This window comes from Arcobacter acticola, assembly GCF_013177675.1.
Classification (GTDB): domain Bacteria; phylum Campylobacterota; class Campylobacteria; order Campylobacterales; family Arcobacteraceae; genus Aliarcobacter; species Aliarcobacter acticola.
Genome location: NZ_CP042652.1, coordinates 1,601,545 through 1,623,881, shown reverse-complemented (window position 1 = coordinate 1,623,881; position 22,337 = coordinate 1,601,545). Strand labels below are relative to the sequence as shown.

The 22,337-nt window shown below is 27.6% G+C and carries 18 protein-coding genes; 12 read left to right on the top strand and 6 right to left on the bottom strand.

From position 1 onward, the window contains the following. The first annotated feature begins 35 nt into the window (after positions 1-35). From AACT_RS08245 to AACT_RS08190, 12 genes are all read left to right on the top strand, one after another. Positions 36-1,013, top strand: coding sequence for an SLAC1 anion channel family protein (locus tag AACT_RS08245; protein WP_172126340.1), 978 nt, complete (start codon positions 36-38; stop codon positions 1,011-1,013). A 66-nt stretch (positions 1,014-1,079) separates the two neighbouring features. Beyond that, entirely contained in the window at positions 1,080-2,099 is a 1,020-nt protein-coding gene (locus AACT_RS08240; RefSeq protein WP_172126339.1) for an aldo/keto reductase, read from the top strand. A gap of 115 nt (positions 2,100-2,214) precedes the next feature. Beyond that, a complete protein-coding gene (locus AACT_RS08235) occupies positions 2,215-4,491 on the top strand; it encodes a PAS domain-containing sensor histidine kinase (protein WP_172126338.1) in 2,277 nt (758 codons plus the stop codon). An 86-nt stretch (positions 4,492-4,577) separates the two neighbouring features. After that, positions 4,578-7,121, top strand: a complete 2,544-nt coding sequence (locus AACT_RS08230) for a methyl-accepting chemotaxis protein (RefSeq protein ID WP_172126337.1) — start codon at positions 4,578-4,580, stop codon at positions 7,119-7,121. Positions 7,122-7,234: 113 nt separating this feature from the next. After that, positions 7,235-7,828 (top strand): hypothetical protein, encoded by a 594-nt coding sequence (locus AACT_RS08225; protein WP_228720462.1) that lies wholly within the window; start codon positions 7,235-7,237, stop codon positions 7,826-7,828. Positions 7,829-7,842: 14 nt separating this feature from the next. Beyond that, positions 7,843-8,505 (top strand): response regulator transcription factor, encoded by a 663-nt coding sequence (locus tag AACT_RS08220; protein WP_172126336.1) that lies wholly within the window; start codon positions 7,843-7,845, stop codon positions 8,503-8,505. Next, the gene (locus AACT_RS08215; protein WP_216658185.1) at positions 8,502-9,695 is read left to right on the top strand and encodes an ArsS family sensor histidine kinase; all 1,194 of its coding nucleotides are present in this window, start codon (positions 8,502-8,504) and stop codon (positions 9,693-9,695) included. Before AACT_RS08220 ends, AACT_RS08215 begins: the two co-directional genes overlap by 4 nt. A 107-nt stretch (positions 9,696-9,802) precedes the next feature. Then, a complete protein-coding gene (locus tag AACT_RS08210; protein WP_172126335.1) occupies positions 9,803-10,051 on the top strand; it encodes a hypothetical protein in 249 nt (82 codons plus the stop codon). A 9-nt stretch (positions 10,052-10,060) separates the two neighbouring features. Then, on the top strand, positions 10,061-10,276 hold the full coding sequence (locus AACT_RS08205; RefSeq protein ID WP_172126334.1) for a 4Fe-4S dicluster domain-containing protein: 216 nt from the start codon (positions 10,061-10,063) through the stop codon (positions 10,274-10,276). A 2-nt stretch (positions 10,277-10,278) separates the two neighbouring features. Beyond that, entirely contained in the window at positions 10,279-10,584 is a 306-nt protein-coding gene (locus tag AACT_RS08200; protein ID WP_172126333.1) for a hypothetical protein, read from the top strand. A gap of 33 nt (positions 10,585-10,617) precedes the next feature. After that, positions 10,618-10,920, top strand: a complete 303-nt coding sequence (locus tag AACT_RS08195) for a ferric reductase-like transmembrane domain-containing protein (protein ID WP_172126332.1) — start codon at positions 10,618-10,620, stop codon at positions 10,918-10,920. Next, entirely contained in the window at positions 10,917-12,674 is a 1,758-nt protein-coding gene (locus AACT_RS08190) for an FAD-dependent oxidoreductase (RefSeq protein WP_172126331.1), read from the top strand. The genes AACT_RS08195 and AACT_RS08190 overlap by 4 nt, the downstream gene beginning before the upstream one ends. Before the next feature lie 26 nt (positions 12,675-12,700). On the opposite strand, the gene AACT_RS08185 is transcribed toward AACT_RS08190, so the two are convergent. The 6 genes from AACT_RS08185 to glgP form a co-directional block, all read right to left on the bottom strand. After that, positions 12,701-15,205: an ABC transporter permease gene (locus tag AACT_RS08185; RefSeq protein WP_172126330.1), complete on the bottom strand. Its 2,505-nt coding sequence runs from the start codon at positions 15,203-15,205 to the stop codon at positions 12,701-12,703. Further along, positions 15,199-15,861, bottom strand: a complete 663-nt coding sequence (locus AACT_RS08180) for an ABC transporter ATP-binding protein (protein ID WP_172126329.1) — start codon at positions 15,859-15,861, stop codon at positions 15,199-15,201. Before AACT_RS08180 ends, AACT_RS08185 begins: the two co-directional genes overlap by 7 nt. Beyond that, the gene (locus AACT_RS08175; RefSeq protein WP_172126328.1) at positions 15,861-16,463 is read right to left on the bottom strand and encodes an arylesterase; all 603 of its coding nucleotides are present in this window, start codon (positions 16,461-16,463) and stop codon (positions 15,861-15,863) included. The genes AACT_RS08180 and AACT_RS08175 overlap by 1 nt, the downstream gene beginning before the upstream one ends. Positions 16,464-16,616: 153 nt before the next feature. Further along, the gene (gene glk, locus AACT_RS08170; protein WP_172126327.1) at positions 16,617-17,600 is read right to left on the bottom strand and encodes a glucokinase; all 984 of its coding nucleotides are present in this window, start codon (positions 17,598-17,600) and stop codon (positions 16,617-16,619) included. Continuing rightward, entirely contained in the window at positions 17,597-20,563 is a 2,967-nt protein-coding gene (locus tag AACT_RS08165) for a phosphorylase b kinase regulatory subunit alpha/beta (RefSeq protein ID WP_172126326.1), read from the bottom strand. The genes glk and AACT_RS08165 overlap by 4 nt, the downstream gene beginning before the upstream one ends. Further along, positions 20,556-22,229 carry an alpha-glucan family phosphorylase gene (gene glgP, locus AACT_RS08160; RefSeq protein WP_172126325.1) on the bottom strand — a complete coding sequence of 558 codons (1,674 nt, stop codon included), beginning with the start codon at positions 22,227-22,229 and terminating at the stop codon, positions 20,556-20,558. The genes AACT_RS08165 and glgP overlap by 8 nt, the downstream gene beginning before the upstream one ends. Positions 22,230-22,337 lie beyond the last annotated feature (108 nt).

Below are 22,337 nucleotides of genomic sequence, written 5' to 3'. Positions count from 1 at the left end.
TAATTATAATAAATTATTCTTAATAGGATTTAATAATGCAACAAGAAGAGATGATAAAATCAATCCCCTCAGATAGATTACAGTTCTTTCCCATAATGATGTTTGCCATTGTTATGGGATTAGCAGGTTTAACTTTAGTATATAAAAAAGTAAGTGAAGCTTTATTTCTTCCTTCTATTATTTACTTAGTTATGATGATTTGTACTACAATTATATTTTTTATAATTTTGTATTTTTATTTATTAAAGATTATGAAACACAAAAATGAAGTAAAAAAAGAGTTTTCTCATCCAATTAGAATTAATTTTTTTGCAGCTTCTTCTATATCAATACTTATTTTATCAATGATTTATAGAAATACAATTGACCCTTTAGCTCAAATATTTTTTATTGTTGGTGCGGTTTTTCATATTTTTTTCACTTTTTATACTATTAAATTTTGGATAAATAATAACCTTGAAATGCAACACTCAAATCCTGCTTGGTTCATACCAATTGTCGGAAACTTAATTGTTCCTATTGCTGGAAAAGGTTTTATTGATGATTCGGTTTTATATTTTTATTTTTCAATTGGTATTTTCTTTTGGATTATTTTATTTTCTATTATTTTAAATAGAATTATTTTTCACAATCAATTTGCACCAAAATTTATGCCAACACTTTTTATACTTATAGCACCTCCTGCTATTGGATTTATTTCTTATGTTAAATTAACTGGAAACTTGGATTTTTTTGCACAGATTTTATTTAATTTAGGGCTATTTTTTACTATTTTAGTATTTGTGATGTATAAAAATTTTATAAACATTAAGTTTTTTATATCTTGGTGGGCATTTACTTTCCCAATGGCTGCTATTACACTTGCAACTGTTTTAATGTATGAATTAACACATAAAGGTTTTTATGCAATATTATCTTATATTTTAATGGTTATTACAAGTGTAATTATAGTTTTAGTTGCTAGACAAACAATTATTCATATGAATAAAAAAGAAATTTGTATAATGGAGTAAAATTTAATCCATCTGTTTTTTTTAAATCGTTATAATATTTTTTATTAAAAATTTGAAGGAAATATTATGGATTTTAGATATATAGGAAAAAGTGGATTAAGAGTTTCATCTATTTGTATGGGAACTATGACTTTTGGTTCAAGCTCATCAAGACAAGAAGCATTTAAAATACTCGATAAAGCTTATGAAAATGGAATAAATTTTTATGATACAGCTGAGCTTTATCCTGTTCCTCCCAAAAAATCATATGAAGGAACTACTGAAATAATAGTTGGTGAATGGTTAAAAACAAAAGCAAGAGATTCTATAATACTTGCAACTAAAGTAAGTGGAGCAGCATCAGGTTGGTTTGTTCCACCAACAAGGCATGGTCTTACTGCAATTGATTCTTTTCATATAAAAAGAGCAGTTGAAGGAAGTTTAAAAAGACTTGATACTGATTATATTGACCTTTATCAAATGCATTGGCCTGATACTATAGTGCCTATTGAAGAGTCACTTAAAGCTTTTGATGAGCTAGTTCGTGAAGGGAAAGTAAGATATATAGGAACATCAAACGACACAGCTTATGGTCTTACAAAAGCAAATGAAACTTCAAAAAACAGAAACATCACAAGATTTGAATCAATTCAAAATAACTTTTCACTTTTAAATCCAAGATTTTTAGATGAATTATCTACAGTATGTAAAAATGAAAAAATTTCACTTTTACCATATTCTCCAATAGGTGGAGGTGTTTTATCTGGAAAATACAATAATGCTTTTTATCCAGATGATGCAAGATTTAGCGCTTATATGAAACATGAAAATCCAAGAGTTCAAGCACAAGCTACAAGATTTGTAAATGATAAAACAAAAGCAGCAACTATAAAATATCTTGAATTAGCCAAAGAGTATGGAATTTCACCAGTAACTCTAGCTGTTGCTTATTCAAAACATTTTGATTTTGTGGCTTCTACAATAATTGGAGCTAGAAAAGTTGAGCAATTAGATGAATCATTAGCAGCATTTAAATTTAAAATTGACGATGAATTAATGAAAAAAATAGAAGAGATTCAAAAAGATATTCTTTATCCTATGGGATAAATTAAAAATTATTCAAAAGAAAAAATGAAATAATTAAAGAAAATTAATTATTTCATTTGTAAAATTATTTGTAAAAAGATAAAATAAGAATATAAAAGTGTTCTAGGGTTTTATTATGACAAATATTAAATTATTAACCGCAAGCTTAGAATTAATTGAAAATGAATTTTTTAACACATTAACTGTGTCTGCTGTTATTTGGAAAAATGATGAAAACTATACTATCCATGCAATCTCAAAAAATATCTCAAAAATTTTAGGATTTAGTCAAGAAAACTTTATAAATAGAAAAACTATTTATTCTGATTTAATTCACCCTGACGATTTAAAAAAAATTATTTCTGAAATAAAAAATAATGTATCTGAAAAAAAACTTGAATTTACGCCTGAACCTTATCGAATAAGGAACAATAAGGGTATTTACAAATGGATTAAAATGGACATAAGGATTATTTATAATAAAGGTGAAGTAAGTCATTTTATTGGATATATTTCTGATTGTACTTTAGAAAAAGAGATTTTAATTGAAAAAGAAAAAGATCTTATTTATTATCAAACACTAATAGATAATCTTCCTATGTTAGTTTGGTTAAAAGATAAAAATAGTAATTTTTTAGCTGTAAATCAATCTTTTGCCAATGCAACAACTATAAATGAGCCTTCTTTAACCATTGGTAAAAATGATTTTGATGTTTGGTCAGATGAAAAATTAGCAAAAAAATATGTACATGATGATAAATTGGTTTTAAAAAGTGGGAAAGCAAAACTTGTAAAAGAAAAGATTTTAGATAAAGATCAAATAAAATGGTTTGAGACTTTTAAAGCACCTGTTTATAATAAAGAAAAAAAACTTCTTGGAACCATTGGTTATGCTATGGATATAACTAATAAATTTATTGTTGAAGAAAAAATGAAATTACAATATGAGCAATTAGAACTAGAAAAAACAAAACTATCTACTATTGTTAGCTCATTGCTAGATGCTTTATGGATAAAAGATGCTGATGGTAAATATTTGACATGTAATAAAAGGTTTGAAGATTTATATGGTGCAAAACAAAGTGAAATAATTGGGAAATTTGATAAAGATTTTGTAGATGAAAAACTTGCAGATTTTTTTAGAAAACATGATATAAAAGCTATGCATAGTGATGTACCCCTTTCAAATTATGAAGAATTGACTTTTGCAAAAGATGGTCATACAGAATATTCTCACACAATTAAAACAAAAGTAATGTTAAATGATGGAAGCATATATGGTGTGCTTGGTATTTCAAGGGATATATCTGAGATTAAAAAATACCAAGATAAAATATTAGAACAAAAAGAAGAATTTGAAACCATTTTTAACTTTTCAAAAGATGGAATTGCAATTATAGATTTAGAATCAAATTTCTTAAATTGTAATGAGTCTTATTGTGAAATGTTAGGGTTTACAAAAGAAGAATTATTAGAAAAATCTTGTATAGAATTAACTATTCCAGAAGATAAAGAAAAATCAATAGAAGGTTTAGAAAGATTACTAGAAAAAGGATTTATTACTAATTTTGAAAAAAGATGTTTAACTAAAAATAATAATATAATTTATGTAAATATGTCTGTTAGTTTATTACCAGATAAAAAAAGACTTTTAATTGTTACAAAAAATATATCAGATGTTAAATTTATTGAAGAGCAATCTAAATTGGTTTCTATGGGTGAGATGATAGGAAATATTGCACATCAATGGAGACAACCTTTAAGTATAATCTCAACAGCATCCACAGGAGTTTTATTTCAAAAAGAGTTTGGAGTATTGACTGATAAAGTATTAGTTGATAGTATGAACAGTATTAATAATAGTGCACAATATTTATCAAAAACTATAGATGATTTTAGAAATTTTATTAAAAATGATAAAACTGAAGAGCTTACAAGTATTACAGATGCACTTGATTTTGCTATAAATCTCACAGAAGCTTCTTTAAAAAACAATTATATTAATTTAATTGTTAATTATGAAGGAGATATAACTATACATGCTATTAAAAATGAATTAGTACAATCTTTTATAAATCTTTTGAATAATGCGAAAGATGCTTTAATAACAAATATCGAAGAAGAAAATAGATTTATAGTTATTACAACAAAACTAATAAAAGATACTTTACAGATAACTATAAAAGATAGTGCAGGAGGAATAGCTGATGAGATTATGGATAGAATATTTGAGCCTTACTTTACAACGAAACAACAATCTCTTGGTACGGGATTAGGTTTATCTATAGTAAATAAAATTTTAAGAGATAAATATCATGCCAAGATAAGTGTTTTTAATAAAAAATTTGAATGTAATAATTCTACTTACTATGGTGCATGTTTTAAAATAATATTTAATAAAGAAGATTTATAAGATATATAAATCAAATATCAAAAATAATAATCTTTTATTAATAAGTAGATATAATAAGTGATATATTTAAATTATTGGGGGAAATAATGAAAAGTATGAGTATCTCAAGGAAATTTACAACGGTTACAGTCTTAGTAGCAGTTGTTATGTTGATAATCGGTTATTTTATTTTAAATAACTACAAAAATAAACTTACGCAAGAGGTTTATTCAGATGTTAAGACTGAATTAAAACGAATTTCTACTTTGAATATTAATGCAAAACTAGATGTTGGTATTTCAAATGCAGTTTCAATTTCAAATGATTCTTCAATAAAAGAAGCACTATCTTCAAATAATAGACAGTTAGCTATAAATGCTTTGGCAACTTTGTCTGAAAATATGAAAAAATCAACACCATTTAGTAATGTTGAAGTTCATATTCATACAAAAAATTCACACTCTTTTTTAAGATCTTGGAAAACAGATAAGTTTGGCGATGATTTAAGTGCATTTAGAGATAGTGTTGTAAAAGTAAATAGTACAAAAGAAGCTGTAAATACATTTGAAGTAGGTAAAGCTGGACTTAGCATAAGATCAGTAGTACCTATTTTTGATAATCAAAATAATCATCTAGGTTCATTAGAATTTATGCAAGGTGTAAATTCAGTTGCAAAAGAATTTGATAAACATGGGGATGCTTTTTTATTATTAATGGATAATTCAGTTGCCGTTGAAGCAATTGATGAAACTTTAAAACTAAATAATTATACTATTTCTCAAAAATTTATAAATAAAGATTTCTTAGAAGATACGAAGAGTTTAGATTTTAAAGAATTATTTGCAAAAGATTACTATATCTCAGATAAGTATTTTTATACATATATTGATGTACTTGACTTCAATAATAAAAAACTAGGAATTGCACTTAGTGCTCAACCTATACAAGCAGTTCAAATTACTATTGAACATACATCTTCTATTATTTGGGTTGCTTTGATTATTTTAATTGCTGCTTTAGTTATTAGTATGATTCTTTCATTAATTAATATGAAAAGAAATATTTTAACTCCAATTCTTGAATTAAAAAATTCTATAGATACTATTACTAATAATGATTCTTCAGATAATACAAAAATAAAAGTAACTTCAAATGATGAAATAGGGGATGTTGTAAATAGCTTTAATAACTACTTAGATTCTATTGAAAAAGGTATTATTCAAGATCAAATAGTAATTGATGAATCAAGACAAATTATTGAAAAAGTAAATGCCGGATTATTAAATGATAGAGTAAAAGGTAAAGCTCACTCTAAAGGAGTAGCCTCTTTAGTTATTGAAGTGAATAATATGATAGGAAGAATGGAAAATAATCTTTCAATATTAAGTGAATCTTTAGTAGCTTTATCAAATGCTAAATATGATTATAAAATTCCACATATTGATAATTTAACTGGATTACTTGCTTCATTATTAAGTGGTGTAAAAGTAACTCAATCTTCAATTAATGAAGTAGTTTGTTTAATTGATAAATCAAATGTAGAGTTATTTAGTAGCGCAAATGAGTTAGAAAATGCATCAAAAGAATTAAGTAACTCATCTAATTCACAAGCAGCTTCACTTGAAGAAACAGCAGCAGCTATTGAAGAAATAACAGCAACAGTATCAAGAAGTAGTGAAAATGCCTTAAAAATGGCAAAATATGCTCAAACTTTAACTAAATCAAGTGAAGTTGGTAAAAACTTAGCAGAAGAAACATCACTTTCAATGGATGAAATTAATAGTCAAGTAATTGCTATTAATGAAGCAATCACAGTGATTGATCAAATTGCATTCCAAACAAATATTCTTTCTTTAAATGCAGCGGTAGAAGCAGCAACAGCAGGTGAAGCTGGACGTGGATTTGCAGTTGTAGCAGCAGAAGTGAGAAACCTTGCTTCAAGAAGTTCTGAAGCTGCTAAAGAGATTAAAGAGTTAGTTCATAATGCTACAAATAAAGCAAAAGCTGGAAAAGATATTACTTCAAAAATGATTGAAGGTTTTAATGAATTAAGTGAAAATATCGTTGTAACTGCTAGCTTAATTGACGATGTTGCAAGTGCATCAAGAGAACAACAAATGGCAATGTCACAAATAAGTGATACTGTTAATTCTTTAGATAGAGCCACCCAACAAAATGCTTCATTAGCTTCAACAATTAGTGAAATGGCTATAAGTACATCATCTTTAGTTACTCAATTACAAAAAACTGTTAGTCAAACAAGTTTTGATAAAGATGCAGAAAAAAGAGTTTGTGATCCAAGTTTGATGATTGATATAAATAAATTAAAATCAGATCATATTAACTTCAAAGATGTAAATTTTTCTAAATGTAAAGCAAATCATACATTTAAAGTGACAAATCATCATGAGTGTAATTTAGGAAAATGGATTGATGAAAATGAACATAAAGATTTTGCAAAATCAAATGATTGGATTATATTAAAAGATGCACACCAAAAAGTTCATTCTATGATTCAAGATACAATAGATTTATATGCGCAAAGTTCTGATAATGAACAAATATTTGCAATAACTCAAAATGTAGAAAAAAATATTGAGATTGTATTTGATAAGTTGGATAGAATCAGAGAAATCAACTGTGGTCATTAATATAGTAGAATAAAAGAAATATTATTTATGATTTACTTTCATTTACTTAACATTTAAATTATATTTAAATTGTTTATATAAGATAATGATAAATTAAGAAAAAGGATTTATTTATGATTAATAGTATCTCTTCAAATTCAACTATAATGGCTGATTTGGCAAAAAGTACAAGTAGCACTAGTTCTTCAAGTTCATTAACTGCTGCTCAGTTAGAAACTATATCTTCTATTTTAAATAGTTATGATTCAAGTAATTTAAGTGCTATTGATGCTCAAAGTATTATTGCATCTTTCGAAGAAGCAAGGATTGAACCATCTTCTGAGTTAGAAAGTGCCATGTCAGATTTAGGTTTTGATGCAAAAGAAGTTGGTGATTTAGGTAGATCAGATGCTCAAAGCGGAATGCCACCGCCACCGCCAAGTGAAGAAGAAGTTAGTTCTATTTCTTCATTGTTAGATTCTTTATTAAGTACTGATGAAGAAGATGAAACATCAACTTCAAGTTCAACTTCAGATATTATGGATTATACAAGTAGAATTTTAAGTTTAAATGATAGTAGTAAAGAAGAAGTTATGAATTTATTAGATAAATACTCAAGTGAAGATAGTACATATTCTCAATCAGAAACAAATGCACTATTAAAAGCATCATTAAGTGAAATATTAAGTGATAATAGTAACTATAAATCAGTTTCATTTTATGGTTAATCTATAACACTCCTATGATAAATATCTTAATGATAGAAGATGATCCAGAATTTTCACTCTTTTTGGGTGAATTTCTGGATAAATATAATATTAAAATTACTAATTATGAAGATCCTTATTTAGGATTGACTGCTGGAATTTCAAATTACGATTTACTTATTTTAGATTTAACTCTACCAGGAATTGATGGACTTGAAGTTTGTGAAAAGATTTCAAAAAGTTATGATATTCCAATTATAATTTCAAGTGCTAGAAGTGATGTAACTGATAAAATTATGGGACTTCAAATTGGTGCTGATTATTATCTTCCAAAACCTTATGATCCAAAAGAAATGTATGCAGTTATTCAAAGTCTTTTAAGAAGATCAAAAAAAACCAATAAAATAGACGAAGAAAGCGTATTTGAATATGATAAATCTTCATTAACTATTTATTTTAAAAAAAATGAATTAAATTTAACCCATGCTGAATATGAAGTTATGATTTGTTTATTAAAAAACAAAAATACAATTGTTTCAAGGGATCAAATAGTAAATGAGTGCGAAAGTTTAACAGATAGTTATAGTAAAAGCTTAGATGTTATTATAGGACGACTTCGTGCTAAGTTAGAGGATGATTCAAAGAAACCAAAGTATATTCACTCTGTTAGAGGTTTAGGATATAAAATATCACAATGAATTTCAACTCATTATTCACTAAAATAATTTTTGTATTTACAATATCAATAGCCTTGTTTTTAGCACTTTTTTTTTCTTATTTTTCTTATCAAAAGAACTTTTTAAATAAACAAGTAATTGATAATTATATTGAAATTACAAGATATATTCATGATAATAGATTACCTCCAGAAGAAATAGAATCTTATTTAAATAAACTAAATTTTGAATTAGAGATGAACCCTAAAAAAATAATTGATAATGCTGTTAATATAGGAGCTGGACCTGGATTTAATATTGTTAAAAATCAAGATAATTTCTACTTACTTATACTTGCTCCAAATTTTAAAATATTATTTAAGGACTCAAGAATTTATTCTTTTGAATATCTAGGATTTTGGATTTTAGTAATAGTTTTTATTATATTTACATTAAGTTTTTTATGGATTATTCAATCACTTAGACCTTTGAAAAATTTAAAAGATCAGATTCAAAGTTTTTCCAATGGAAATTTAGAAATTGATTGTAAGAGTGATAAAAAAGATGAAATAGCAGATGTAGCAAATGAGTTTGATACGGCTGTTAAAAAAATAGCTTTGTTACTAAATTCAAGACAACTTTTTTTAAGAACTGTAATGCACGAGCTGAAAACGCCTATTGCAAAAGGAAGAATTGTAAGTGAATTAATAGATGATAATAAACAAAAAGATAGAATGATAAGTATATTTGATAAATTGAATTTTTTAATAAATGATTTTTCAAATATAGAACAAATCGTTTCTAAAAACTATAAAATAAATAAATTTCCTATTTCAATAGATAAAATCTTAGAAAAATCAATTGATATGATGATGTTAGAGAATCCACAAAAGAAAATAGAAATTGAAAATATTTCAAATATTTTAATAAAAGTAGATTTAGATTTATTTGCACTTGCTCTTAAAAACTTACTTGATAATGGTGTTAAATATTCAAGTGACAAAAAAGTAAAAATAATACAAAAAGATAATGAAATACTAATAATCTCAAATGGCGATAAACTTCAAAAACCATTAGAAGAGTATTTTAAACCATACCATAATGATACAAGTAATAAAAACCATGGAATGGGGCTTGGTCTTTATATTGTATCTGAAATTTTAAACATTCATAATATGCAATTAAAGTATGAACATCTAGAAAATGCAAATATCTTTAAAATAAATTTATAAGTTCTATCACCTTCTTTTAACTATTTACTTTCATTTACTTTTTATTTAAAACATATTAAACCTTGCTTTTTATAATTCTAATATATAAAATAATATTAGGATTAATTATGAAAAAAACTTTTACTTTAACTTTACTACTTGCTTCACTAAGTACAGTAATTTATGCGGCATCAGAAAAAAGAGAACCACCAAAAGAAGCAATAGAAGTTTGTGTTGGACAAGATGTAGAATCTATTTGTACAATGGAAACTCCAAGAGGATCATTAAGTGGAAAATGTATGCATACTCCAGATGAAAAATATATTGCTTGTATGCCAGAAGGTGGACCTGATAAAAACGCTCCTGAGAGAAAATAGAAGTTAGTTATGGCAATTGAACAAATAAATGGTTGCATTGGTTGTGAAGAGTGTATAAAAGCTTGCCCAACTGATGTAATTAGATTAGATTCTAAAACTAAAAAAGCATTTATAAAATACGTAGAAGACTGTCAAATCTGTCATTTATGCAGAATGTATTGTCCTGTTGATGCTATTACAATAACACCTTATAAATCTATACCTGTTGTTGTATCGTGGGGATGATTATGGAAAATAATATTAAATTAAAATACATATTAATATCTTTATTTATTTTTGTAATCATTCCTTTGTTTATTCTATCTTTACAAACACTTCCACCAAGAACACTTTTGAAAGAATCAACTTCTGTACTTGTGATTGTAGGATTTTTTTTCCTTCTTGGGCAGTTTTATTTAAATAGATCAAATAAAGTATTTATAAAAATCTATAAGATGGTTAAAATCATAAAACTTCATAAAATTATTGGATATTTAGTTATTGCTATATTTTTTATTCATCCTTTTTTGATTGTGCTTCCAAGATTTTTTTAAGCAGGTGTTGATCCAATTTACGCTTTTTGGCTTATGATTACAGATTTTAAAAGCTTAGGAATAATCTTTGGTTTAATTGCATGGTGTGTAATGATAGCTTTACTTCTAACATCATTTTATAAAGATAAGTTAAATATGACTTATAGTAAATGGCGATTGTTGCATATTGTGTTATCTGTAGTTTTTATAAGTACAGCACTTTGGCATGTTATTGATTTAGGACGGCATATGAACGAAATTATGATTCTTTTTATATTTTTATTAGTTTGTATATCTGTTTATCAATTAGGAAAATTATATTTTTCTAAAAATTATAAAAAGGAAAAAGTTTTATGAATGAATTAAATGATGAAAAAATTAGCAGAAGAAAGTTTTTAGGATTATCTTCAAGTGCAATTGCAATGATGTCATTAGCAGGATTAGGCTTTTCAAAAGGTTATGCTAAAAATGAACCAACAATTGCTATTCAAGATATTTTAAATAAAGAATATCAAACAGATGTATTAGTTATAGGTTCAGGAATGGCTGGATTATTTGCAAGTGTAAAAGCCCATGATGCAGGTGCTAAAGTAATGATGGTTTCAAAAGGAAGACTTGGTAGTTCTGGTCAAACACCTTTTGCAAAAGGTATATTTTCTTATGATGAATCTGAAGAAAAATTGTCTAAAGATGAATTTATAGAAAAAGTATCAAGGTCAGCACTAGGAACAAATAATCCTATTTTTACTAGACAATTAGTAGAAAATTCTTATGCAAGAGTTAAAGAGTTAAGACAATGGGGCTTTTTTGATTCACCCTTATACAATGTATCTTTTTCAAAACCTATGAATGAGCGTAATATTCCTTTAATAGAACGTGTTATGATTACAAACTTGATTGAAGAAAATGGCCATATAATAGGAGCTGCTGGTTTTAGTGTAGATGAAGAAAAAGTAATTATTTTCAAAGCAAAAACAGTTGTGTTATGTACAGGAGCAGGTGGATTTAAACCAAATGGTTTTCCTATAGCAGATTTAACCCATGATGGAACTATAATGGCCTATGAAATTGGAGCTAAAGTTACAGGAAAAGAGTGGAATGATGGACATCCAGGAAGTGAAAAAAATGCAACTGCAAGTTTTGATAACTGGCATGGAATGTTTGAAAAAAAACCTGAAACTACAAGTGTAGATATTCACCATGATTTAGGTGTAGATTTAAACTATATAGCATATGTAAAAGGAGGACCTGTTCAAATGGGACCTCCAAGTGATAAAAGCTCAAATGTAGCTATGGGTGGACCATATACACCAGAAGAATTTAAAAGAAGTGGTCCACCTCAAAGAAGAGAAAATGATAAAGAAAGAGGAAGACCTCCAAGAGATGAAAAAGAAGGTTCAGGTCCTGGAATGCCACAAGGTGCAGCGGTTGGTGGTTCAAGTGCTGGATTAGCTATTCATAAATCAGAAGGATTAGTTCCAATAAATGATAAATGTGAATCTACAATAAAAGGATTATACGCAGCAGGCGATGCCCTTGGTTCTTATATGTCAGGTGGAATTTATACACAAATAGGTTCTTCACTTGCAGGTTCTGCTGTTCAAGGAGCAATTGCAGGTGAAGCTGCTGCAAATTATTCAAAAGAGATTGAACTTAAAGATATTTCAACACAAAAAGTAGAAGCAATAAAAGCAGAAATACTAGCACCTCTTAAAAGAGAAGCAGGTTTTTCTCCAGCTTGGGTGACACAAACACTTCAAGGAATTATGATTCCTAATTTTGTTTTATATATCAAAAAAGAGAGCTTATTAAAAGGTGCTTTAGCTTATATTGAAGAATTAAGAGATCAAAATATGCCTTTACTAATAGCTTCTGATATGCATGAATTAAGACTTGCCCATGAAACAAAGAATATGATTATAAGCGCTCAAATGAAACTAGAAGCTTCACTTATGAGAAAAGAGAGTAGATGTAGTCATTATAGATTAGATTATCCTGATATAGATGAAAAGAACTGGCAAGCATGGATAAATATATATAAAGATGAAAATGGTAATATGCAACTTGAAAAACAAGCTTTTGGAACTTGGCCAGTTCTTCAAAGAGCATAAATTTAGAAATCTACACTCTTTTAAAACTATTCACCAAAAAGAATATTCTCTTTTTGATGAATCATTTTTGATGTAAAAAAGCTTACAATCAAGATTGTTAAAATAGGTATAAATAAAAAATATATTATTAGAATATCAGGTCTAAAATCCCAATATGATTCAAAAAGTAGGGCGCTTATATAATAAGAAGCAATACTTCCAAAAACAATTCCTAAGCTACTAGCACTAAAAGAAATTAAACCAAATTCTATTAAAAAAGAGTTTTTTATGGTTTTGTTTTTTACTCCAATCATTTTTAGTCTTAAAATATTGTTTTTTTGTAAATTCATTTGATACTGAATAATAATAAAACTCATAAGAAGTCCAATAATAATAGAATAAATACTCATATTATCAGTTATTTTAGTAACATTTTTTACAAGATCAGCAAAGGTTTCAAATAAATTTTTTACATCAATAACAGTTAATGAAGGGAATAAATCTGATAATTTTATAAGCATTTGTTGGGCATCATAATCGCCTGATGAAATTGTTGCTAATATAGTTTTAGGAGCATCATTAATTGCACCTTCTTGTAAGATAAAAAAGAAGTTTGGTACAAATTCTGTCCATTTTACAGTTCTGATATTTACAACTTTTGTTTCTATTTCTAAGCCTAAAACATCAAACACAATGTGGTCACCTAGTTTAATACCTCTTCTACTTGCATAGTTTTTTTCAACACTAAGTTCTATTGGCTTTGAGAAGTCTTTTGAGTCATATACACCAGAAAACTCAACACCTTCAATAATCTCTTCACTTTGCTTTAGTTTACTTCTATATGATAAATTAACAGTACTATTTTTTAGTTCATTTTTATCATTTTTTAGTTTTTCATCACCATTTAGTACAGAGTGTTTTGTAAAATCAATATCATTGATTTTAATAACTTGTCCTCTAATCATTGGTGAAATATTTTCTAATTTTGCACCTTCTTTATTAACTTGTTCTTCAAGATCTTTTAGCTGTTCTTCTTTTGCATCAATAACAAAAAAACGAGGTCTTTCTTCTACGCTTGATGTTAAAGCACTTGATAAAGAAGAACCAACTTGAGGAATAAGACTAAAAAATGTTGTACATAAAAGAATTGCTGTAAATAAAGTAAGGGAAGTTCTATTTTGTCTAGTGATATTCTTTATAGCCAAAGATAAAGATAAGTTCTCTAAATGCCCTGAAAAATCAAATTTCTTTAATAAAAAAGATCCAATTGTAAAAAATAAAATGATTAAGCCTAATACTGCAATAGCAAAGTAAAATCCTATATTTTTAGAAGGTGTAACAAAGTTTGATAATAGTAATAAAAGTGCTAAAAATGGTACAAAACTCAGTATTATTTTGAAAAAACTACTTCTTTGTCTTTGTAACATTGGTAAAATCAAAGGTAGACCAATACTTAAACTTAGTAATAAAAGTATTAATGAAGATTTTAAAAAGAAATAATAATCAAGTGAAAAATCAAATTCAAAATCAACAAGTTTTTGTATGATTGGACCTAAAAATTGAGCTGAAATTGATATTAGAGAAAAAACTATTACACTTGAAATTATGATTAATACAAATAAATGTAAAAGATATACAAGAGTTAACTTTCTTTTACTTAGCCCTATATCACTTAAAATTGTTATATCATTTTGATGTTTTCTCAAAAATCCTGAATATAAATAAATAAGCCCAACAAGTCCTAAAAAGAATGAAACAAGTGAAACTAAAGACAAGAAGTTTGTAATAAAATTTAGAACACTTAATAATCTATCTTTACCATCATTTGGAGATAGTGCCCTTAGATTCTGATCAATATCTTTTTCCAAATTATTTTCAATCTCTTCTAATTTGTCATTGGAAAAATTCTCTTCAAAAAGATAGTTTAATTTATATCTTGCCGTTGAGCCAAACTGTAAAAGCTCTGTTTTTTCTAATCCTTCTTGACTAATATATATTTTTGGCATAAATCCACTAAAACTTACAGCTTTTAATGAATCTGATTCTATAACTTTTTTGATAATAAAATTTTCTTTACCAATTTTTACTTGCTCACCAAGTTTTAAATCAAGTAAATCTAAAACTTCTTGATAAACCCAAATTTCGTTTGCCTTTGGTATTTCTATACCTTGTGGATAAGTAGATTTATCAGAAAAAACTAATCCACCATAATACGGAAAACCAATATCTACTTTTACAAGCTCCATCAATCTAGCTCTTTTATCTGAAGCTATCATAGAAACAGTTGAGATACCTTGATTAAAGCTTTTAATTGAAGGAAGTTTGTTTTTAAGCTCTTCTATTTGTTCAGAACTAATTGGAAATCTAGAAGATATAACTAAATCAGCTCCTAACAAACTTTTTGCTTTTGTTTCTAAAGAAGTATCAATACTGCTTTTAAAAAATTGTAAATAAGAAAGAGCTGCAATGGCAAGTGTAAAGTTTAATATGAATATCAAAGAAAAAGATTTTGATCGAGAAAGGGCTTTAAAAACTAATTCAAATACTAACATAAAGCTAAGTTTCCATGTATTAATTCATAGGTTTTTTCACAACGATTTGCAACATCTTTTGAGTGAGTTACTAAAATTAAAGTAGTATTATTTTGTTCAATAAGCTCAAAAAGCTTATCCATAACAGCAATTCCTGTTTCTTCATCTAAGTTTCCACTTGGTTCATCTGCTAAGATTATTTTAGGATTATGTATTAAAGCCCTAGCAATTGCAACACGTTGTTTTTCTCCACCACTTAATTGTGATGGTAAATGGTCAAGTCTGTGAGAAAGACCAACACTTTTTAGAAGTTCTATTGCTTTTTCTTTCGGATTTGAAATACCACAAACTTTTGCAGGAAGCATTACATTTTCTAAGGCATTTAAATAAGAAACTAAATGAAAATTTTGAAAAACAAAACCTATATTTGTAGCTCTAAAATCATTTAATTCACTCTCTTTTAAATTTTTATAAGAAGTAGAGTTTAAGATAATATCTCCACTATCTGGTTTTATTATTCCTGAAATTAGTGAAAGAAGCGTAGATTTACCACTTCCTGATTTTCCCATGATAGCAACTCTTTGTCCAACTTCAACATGAAAATTTAAATTTTCAAATATATCAACTTTTTGTGAACCTTGCTCATAAGATTTTTTAAGTGATTCTAATTTTAACATTACAGATCTTCCTTTATAAATTCAAAAACATTTTTAGCGATAGTCTTATGCCCTTGTTCATTTGGATGTATCCCATCACTTTGATTTAAGTTTTTATTTCCTGCAACTTGATCCAATAAAAAAGGCATACTTTTTAGCTTGTATTTATCTTTTATCTCTTCATACATTTTTCTAAAATTTTCAGAGTATTCAGGGCCATAATTAGGTGGTATTAACATACCTGCAAGTAAAACTTTTGCACCTGATTCTTGGGCATATTTTATGATTTCTTCAAGATTTTTTTGACTTTGTTTTAGATCTAACCCTCTTAGTCCATCATTAGTACCAAGTGCTAAAAAAACAATAGATGGTTTCTTTTTCAAATACCATTTAAGTCTATCAAGACCATCACTGGTTGTTGAACCACTTACTCCTGCATTTATAATAGAAATATCTTTTTTAAGTTCTTTTTGAATTAAGATCTTAACTAGTTTTGGGAAAGCCTCATCTTTAGTAACTCCTAGACCTTCAGTTAGTGAGTCTCCTAAAAACAGAATCGTATCATCTTTTGCATTTGCAAATTGTAGTGTTATTAAAAACAGTATTATAATAAATTTTTTCATAAATCATCTTATCTAAAATTAAATTACTTGTCTATTGATTATATGTCGTTTTATAATACTTTTTTGTTAAAATTTATCTGATTTCTTATTAGTTTAAAATTTCAAGAAGAGGGCACTTATATTAAGTTGTTATTCTTCTTGAACTATAATTTATTATCTAACTTTGTCAACTGCAAAGTGTGCAGATCCTAAAAGTGCAGTATTTTGATTTAATGATATTTTAATTTGCATATTTATAAGTGTTTCTTGAAAACGTCCTTTTGCAGCAAATGCATTTAAAAAATTGCCATCTAATAAAAAAGGTAAAATTTTAGGAGCAATTCCCCCACCTATATAAACTCCACCCAATGATAAAGATTTTAATGCAAGATTTCCAGCTTCTGCTCCATATATCTCTACAAATATTTTTATAGCTTTAGTACATAAAGTATCACCTTCTAAAGCACATTTTGTAACCATGGCATTTTTATCATCTGATTCATTTAATTCAAGCATTATTTTTGATTCTTTTGCAAAATTCTTCTCTTTTAAAAACTCATAGATCGTATAAATACCAATTCCTGATACAAGTCGTTCTACACTAACATGCTCAGGATGACGTTTTCTCATCCAAACTAAAAGTTCATCTTGTAAAGAATTCTGTGCTGCAAAATCACAATGCCCACCTTCTGAACCTATTGGATAATAGTTTTCACCATTATAAAATAATATCGCTTCTCCAAGACCAGTTCCAGCAGCGATTACTGCACGATTTGCATCTACTTTTTTCCCATTTGGATTTACATCTACAAATTCATCTTCATTTAGATAAAGCATTCCATAAGCTGTGGCTTCTAGGTCATTTAATAATTTTACTTTTGAAGTATTGCATACTATTTGAAGTTCTTTTGAGTCTATAGTCCAAGGAAGATTTGTAGTTTTACAAACACCATTTATAATGGGACCTGCGATTCCTAAACAAACAGCTTCTATATTTTCAATTTTATAAGATGAAATAAACTCTTCTATCACATCAGAAAAATTTTGATATTTTTGTGATACAAACTGATGTTGTACTTGTATTTCTAAAGCCCCATCTTTATAAGTATAAAGAGCTAAATTTGTTTTTGTTCCACCTATATCACCTGCTAATATCATTTTAAATCCTCTTCTTTCATTAAGAAGCTAAATGCTTCAATAAAATTTTCTTGAACTTCATCTACAGAGAGTTTATAAAAAGAACTCCATGCCTCGCCTTTATATTCATCATAATTTTTTTCACTATTTTTCTTCATCCAAGCAATTCTTACTGCATGACCTATTAGAACATCTAATATAAGATCATTTTGAATATATAGTTTTGGATTTGCAAGAAATAGTTCTACTAAAGTCTCTATTAATTCTATGTTTAGTTTTTTGTAAACAGGTATTGCAATACTTTGTAGAAGTGAATCAATTTTTAACTCAAAACTTCGCTCTCCTATTGTTGACTCAAGGGTTAGTTCTGAACCAATTCTACTTTGAGTGCTATATTTGTCTCCAATTACTAAGCCATTACATTGTTTTAAAATATTCCAAACATCTTCATAGAAACTTTCTCTTAAAGTTCCAATTCTTGCTACTTTTTCTCTCCATACCGCCCAATCTGTAATTTCACTAATTTCATTGTGTTCACTTTTTTTAGGTATAGAAATATCTAAATTTTTAGCTCCTAAAACACAGAAATTTTCCAACTCTTTTAACTGTTTAACTTCTTGAGAATATGATTTAAATATAAAACGTAAAGTATCATAAATACCATAAGGTGCATATCTTAGTAGTTCTTCATAAGCATCACCTAAAGATAGAGATTTTTCTTTACTTATATGTCCTACTAAAAGCTGTATACAATCCCAAGTTCGAAGGGTTAGCATATTTGTAAAAAGTTCAGGCTCTATTTTAATAAGATGACCTATATGTAAAATGATTTCTTGTGTTAGAACTTTTTCTGCGTTGTTTTCTCCACAGTATTTTGAAATAGTTTGTATGATTTCAGATGCTTTTTGGGGTTTATCTATTATTGCATCAACACTATAAGCTCGTCCAACAGCTAAACGTTTTTGAGCAATAAGTATGTCTATTAATGCATCTTCCACTCGTATATCATAAATCTCATTTTTTTGAGCGATACTTCTTACTTGAGTCCAATCATGTTGCATTGCAGCTAGTTCATACTCTTCTTTATTTTTACCTACACCTTGAATAGATAGGGCTTCTAGTTGTATTGTTTTAATAGAATCAATTTTCTCGCTTCCTGCAAGTTCAATTAATGCTTCAGCTTTTACATTTTCTATTTTTACTGTCTCACAAGAGTTTGATTGTAAGTCTAAAAGCAATTTTATAATTACATCTTTTGAGTGATCTCTTAGCATATCTTCTCTTACTAAAAAGGCAATTACTGGTCTTTTACTTTGAGTCCATGATGAAGCTGCAAATCGTAAAGAAGAAATATAGTGTTCCACAAGTAGATTATTATCAAAACCAAAGTAAAAAGCTTTTGGATCAAAATAATATGGGAAAAAAAGTGTTGTTTCCCCATTTAAAATATGTAAACGTGAGGTACTTACAGTTCTAGCTGTTAATAAATCTCTTCCTGTAAGTCCTAGTTTTTCATTTTTCCCAAGTACTGAGTATATTTTTGAAAGTTCAGATGCATGCATACAGCTTATTGGTTCTACTTCATGAAGAGTTTGTGATTCTATGTTAAACCCTCTCAAATGCTCTTTTACACCATCATTTTCACAGATTATACAAACAAGAGGTGTTGAAGTAACTTTTTTACCAATGACTTTTCTTCTTGAAAGTGGATCAATATCATTGATTTCTAAGATACCTTCTAGAATCATTTCACTTAGCATATATAAACTTTGTGCCCAAACTAAAGGTAGATTTTCATTTGCTACTCTTTTTTGTGATTTAGGATTTGCTTTTTCTGCTTCGATATTTTCAAAAGGAACAATATACAATTCAGGAAGAAGTTTTTCACCATCTTCCTCAACAAAAAGAGGTTCTAGTTTCTTTTTCCACATATTTATAGCTTTTTCATCTTCACGCATTAAAGCATCTAATAAAAGATATGTAAAAAATAAAGGCCATTCTGATTCTATATCTGCAAATTCATAAAGTTCAGAAGGCTCATAATGTAAACGAGAAGAATCTTCAATACTACTTTGATGACCATCAAGTAAAAATCTTTTACAACCATATTCTCCTGCTAATTTATTTATAATTTTATCTCTGGTTTTTTGTACTAGATTTTCATCTTCAATAGCATAAGCTGGATAGCCAATAATACTTAATAGTGCAGCATCTGTTTCTTTAGAATCAGATTCTCTAGGTAAAAGACTTTTAAGAGTTGAACGTGAACGTGCAATATCATTTGCAACAATATGTATAACACCTTCTTGTGACTTACTATTAGCAAAAAGATTAAATCCACTCATAGCTTCTAAAGCTGCTTTTGCCATACCAACAGAACTGCAGTTTATCTCAGCTGTACCATGGTTGATTTTATTTCCTCTTTCCCAAATTCCATAATCAGGAGTTGAGTAAGTTCTACTTATGTAATGCACAAGATTTTGTACAAAATCTACCTCATCCATAGTATAAATCAATGAAAGTCCAGAAGCTGTCATTTGTGCAATCATAAGAACAAAAAGTGAAGTTGCATCTAGTTGTAAATGTCCCCATTCATCATCTCCTACAACTGCAAGTCCTGTATCTGTAGCATATTTTGCATGTAATGCATCAAGGGGATTATGACTTTGTTTATAAGCTTCTACTTTATTAGATTGTCTCATCATTGCTATTAAAAGACCACGCATTAACTTAACAACACTTTGTTTTAAAATATGTGCTCGATAATGTTCAGGGGCATGTTTTTTATATGCTAAAGAAAGTCCCCAAACACTAAGTATACTGTATACATTATCTCTTACCCAAGCATCTGTATAATCTCCATGGGCATTTATTGCGGTACTTGCAGGAAGCAATCCTGTAATTACATCTTGTCTAGATAGTATTATCTTATTAATTGAATTAAAGTTTTTATCAAGTAAAATATTTATATTTTCATTATTCATCTGTTATATCCTTTTGCAGATTGTTTCCAAATAGATACATCTTTTTATAATACTCATCTGCCATTCGATCTGAATCAAATGTTGGAAGAATATCATTAATTGAATTTTTCATAATTTCTAGCCATTTTTTTGGATTATCATAATATGTAGGAACTATTATATTTTCCAAAATATCCATCATATTTTTATTGTCTAGTTCATCTTGCTCTTGTATAGGTACATCGTGATTTATTGGTGGAATAGTAAATGCATTTATTCCATCTTTTGCAAACTCAGGATGCCAACCATCATCTGTTGAAAAATGAATCGCAGCATTCATAGCAGCTGTCATACCACTTGTACCACTAGCTTCCCTTGATATTCTAGGTGTATTAATCCAAATATCAGCACCACATTTTAGTGCTCTTGAAAGATTAAGTTCATAGCCAATTAAAACGGCTACATTTTTTATAGAATGACTTGTGCTAATCAAATCATTAAATATATTCATTGCTTTTATATCAAAAGGATAAGGTTTCCCTGCCCAGATTATTTGAACTGGTTTTGTTTCATTTTCAATTATTCTTTTAAAACGTTCATAATCTTTTTTTATTAAGTCAGGTCGTTTATAATCAGCAAACCTTCTAGCCCAAACTAAAGTAAGAATATTTTCATCAAACAATTTTCCTGTTTGGTCTGCAACTATTTTAAAAAGTTTTTGTTTTAGAACTTTTTTACGTTCAATAAGATCTTTTGTTTTGTTTTTTTGGAAAGCTTTTAAAATTTGTTTATCCATCCAGAAGTTTTTATTTTGTGCATTTGTAATAGATGTTATTTCTGAGGCACTTTTGCAACTATCCCACATCTTGTTTGTTACAAGACCATGTAATTTAGAAACTGCATTTGTTCTTTTGCTAGCTCTTAGTGCTCCAATAGTAAGGTTAAACTTCTCTTCTTTAACTAGTGTTATCTCTCTTACTTTATCTAATGAAAGGGCACTAAAAAAACCAAATTTATGTAATAGAGAAATATCATGTTCTTCATTACCTGCATCTTCAGGTGTGTGAGTTGTAAATATTACTTTTTCTTTTACTTTTTCCAAAGATTCATATTTATTGTAAAGCTCATATACTAAAGGAAGAGCATGTCCTTCATTCATATGATAAATTTCTATTTTTTGATTTAGAGCATCTAAAACTTTTACACCACCAATACCTAATATAATCTCTTGAGATATACGAGTCTCTTCATTTGCATCATAAAGTTTCTGAGTGATAGTTCTTGATAGATAGTCATTTTCTTCTATATCAGTAGAAAGTAAAATAAGTGGAGCACTATTAAATATATTAGGTGCTAAATAATAAGCTTTAACAAAAACTTCTTTTCCACATATTGTTACTCTAGCTAAAATTCCTAAATCTTTTAAATAAGAGTAGTACTTTCTTATAAAATCAGCTTTTAAGTAGCCTTCTTCATTACGAGCTTGATCATAATATCCATAACTCCATAAAATACCAATACCTACTATATTTTGTTTTAAATCGTATGCACTTCTCATATGCGAACCAGCTAAAAATCCCAATCCACCTGAATATATTTTTAAAGCTTGATGAATAGCAAATTCCATCGAAAAATAAGCTACACTTTTTTTATATTTTAAATCAAATTCGTAGTTGTGAAGTTTCATAAAGAATCCTATTATTAGTAAAATTTAATTATATCTTATAAAGAAAATATAATTTTAAAACAGTTGTATAAAATTTATCACAAATAATATCTTTTTTTACATTTAAAT

Bases quoted from the DNA above. Each gene is read 5' to 3' on its own strand.
- AACT_RS08205 (WP_172126334.1), top strand. From the start codon at position 10,061: ATGGCAATTGAACAAATAAATGGTTGCATTGGTTGTGAAGAGTGTATA.
- glk (WP_172126327.1), bottom strand. From the start codon at position 17,600: ATGATATTAGCAGGTGATATAGGTGGAACAAAAACAAATTTAGCTCTT.
- AACT_RS08165 (WP_172126326.1), bottom strand. From the start codon at position 20,563: ATGAATAATGAAAATATAAATATTTTACTTGATAAAAACTTTAATTCA.
- AACT_RS08190 (WP_172126331.1), top strand. From the start codon at position 10,917: ATGAATGAATTAAATGATGAAAAAATTAGCAGAAGAAAGTTTTTAGGA.
- AACT_RS08230 (WP_172126337.1), top strand. From the start codon at position 4,578: ATGAAAAGTATGAGTATCTCAAGGAAATTTACAACGGTTACAGTCTTA.
- glgP (WP_172126325.1), bottom strand. From the start codon at position 22,229: ATGAAACTTCACAACTACGAATTTGATTTAAAATATAAAAAAAGTGTA.
- AACT_RS08195 (WP_172126332.1), top strand. From the start codon at position 10,618: ATGATTACAGATTTTAAAAGCTTAGGAATAATCTTTGGTTTAATTGCA.
- AACT_RS08235 (WP_172126338.1), top strand. From the start codon at position 2,215: ATGACAAATATTAAATTATTAACCGCAAGCTTAGAATTAATTGAAAAT.
- AACT_RS08245 (WP_172126340.1), top strand. From the start codon at position 36: ATGCAACAAGAAGAGATGATAAAATCAATCCCCTCAGATAGATTACAG.
- AACT_RS08185 (WP_172126330.1), bottom strand. From the start codon at position 15,205: ATGTTAGTATTTGAATTAGTTTTTAAAGCCCTTTCTCGATCAAAATCT.
- AACT_RS08220 (WP_172126336.1), top strand. From the start codon at position 7,843: ATGATAAATATCTTAATGATAGAAGATGATCCAGAATTTTCACTCTTT.
- AACT_RS08175 (WP_172126328.1), bottom strand. From the start codon at position 16,463: ATGAAAAAATTTATTATAATACTGTTTTTAATAACACTACAATTTGCA.
- AACT_RS08215 (WP_216658185.1), top strand. From the start codon at position 8,502: ATGAATTTCAACTCATTATTCACTAAAATAATTTTTGTATTTACAATA.
- AACT_RS08210 (WP_172126335.1), top strand. From the start codon at position 9,803: ATGAAAAAAACTTTTACTTTAACTTTACTACTTGCTTCACTAAGTACA.
- AACT_RS08200 (WP_172126333.1), top strand. From the start codon at position 10,279: ATGGAAAATAATATTAAATTAAAATACATATTAATATCTTTATTTATT.
- AACT_RS08225 (WP_228720462.1), top strand. From the start codon at position 7,235: ATGATTAATAGTATCTCTTCAAATTCAACTATAATGGCTGATTTGGCA.
- AACT_RS08180 (WP_172126329.1), bottom strand. From the start codon at position 15,861: ATGTTAAAATTAGAATCACTTAAAAAATCTTATGAGCAAGGTTCACAA.
- AACT_RS08240 (WP_172126339.1), top strand. From the start codon at position 1,080: ATGGATTTTAGATATATAGGAAAAAGTGGATTAAGAGTTTCATCTATT.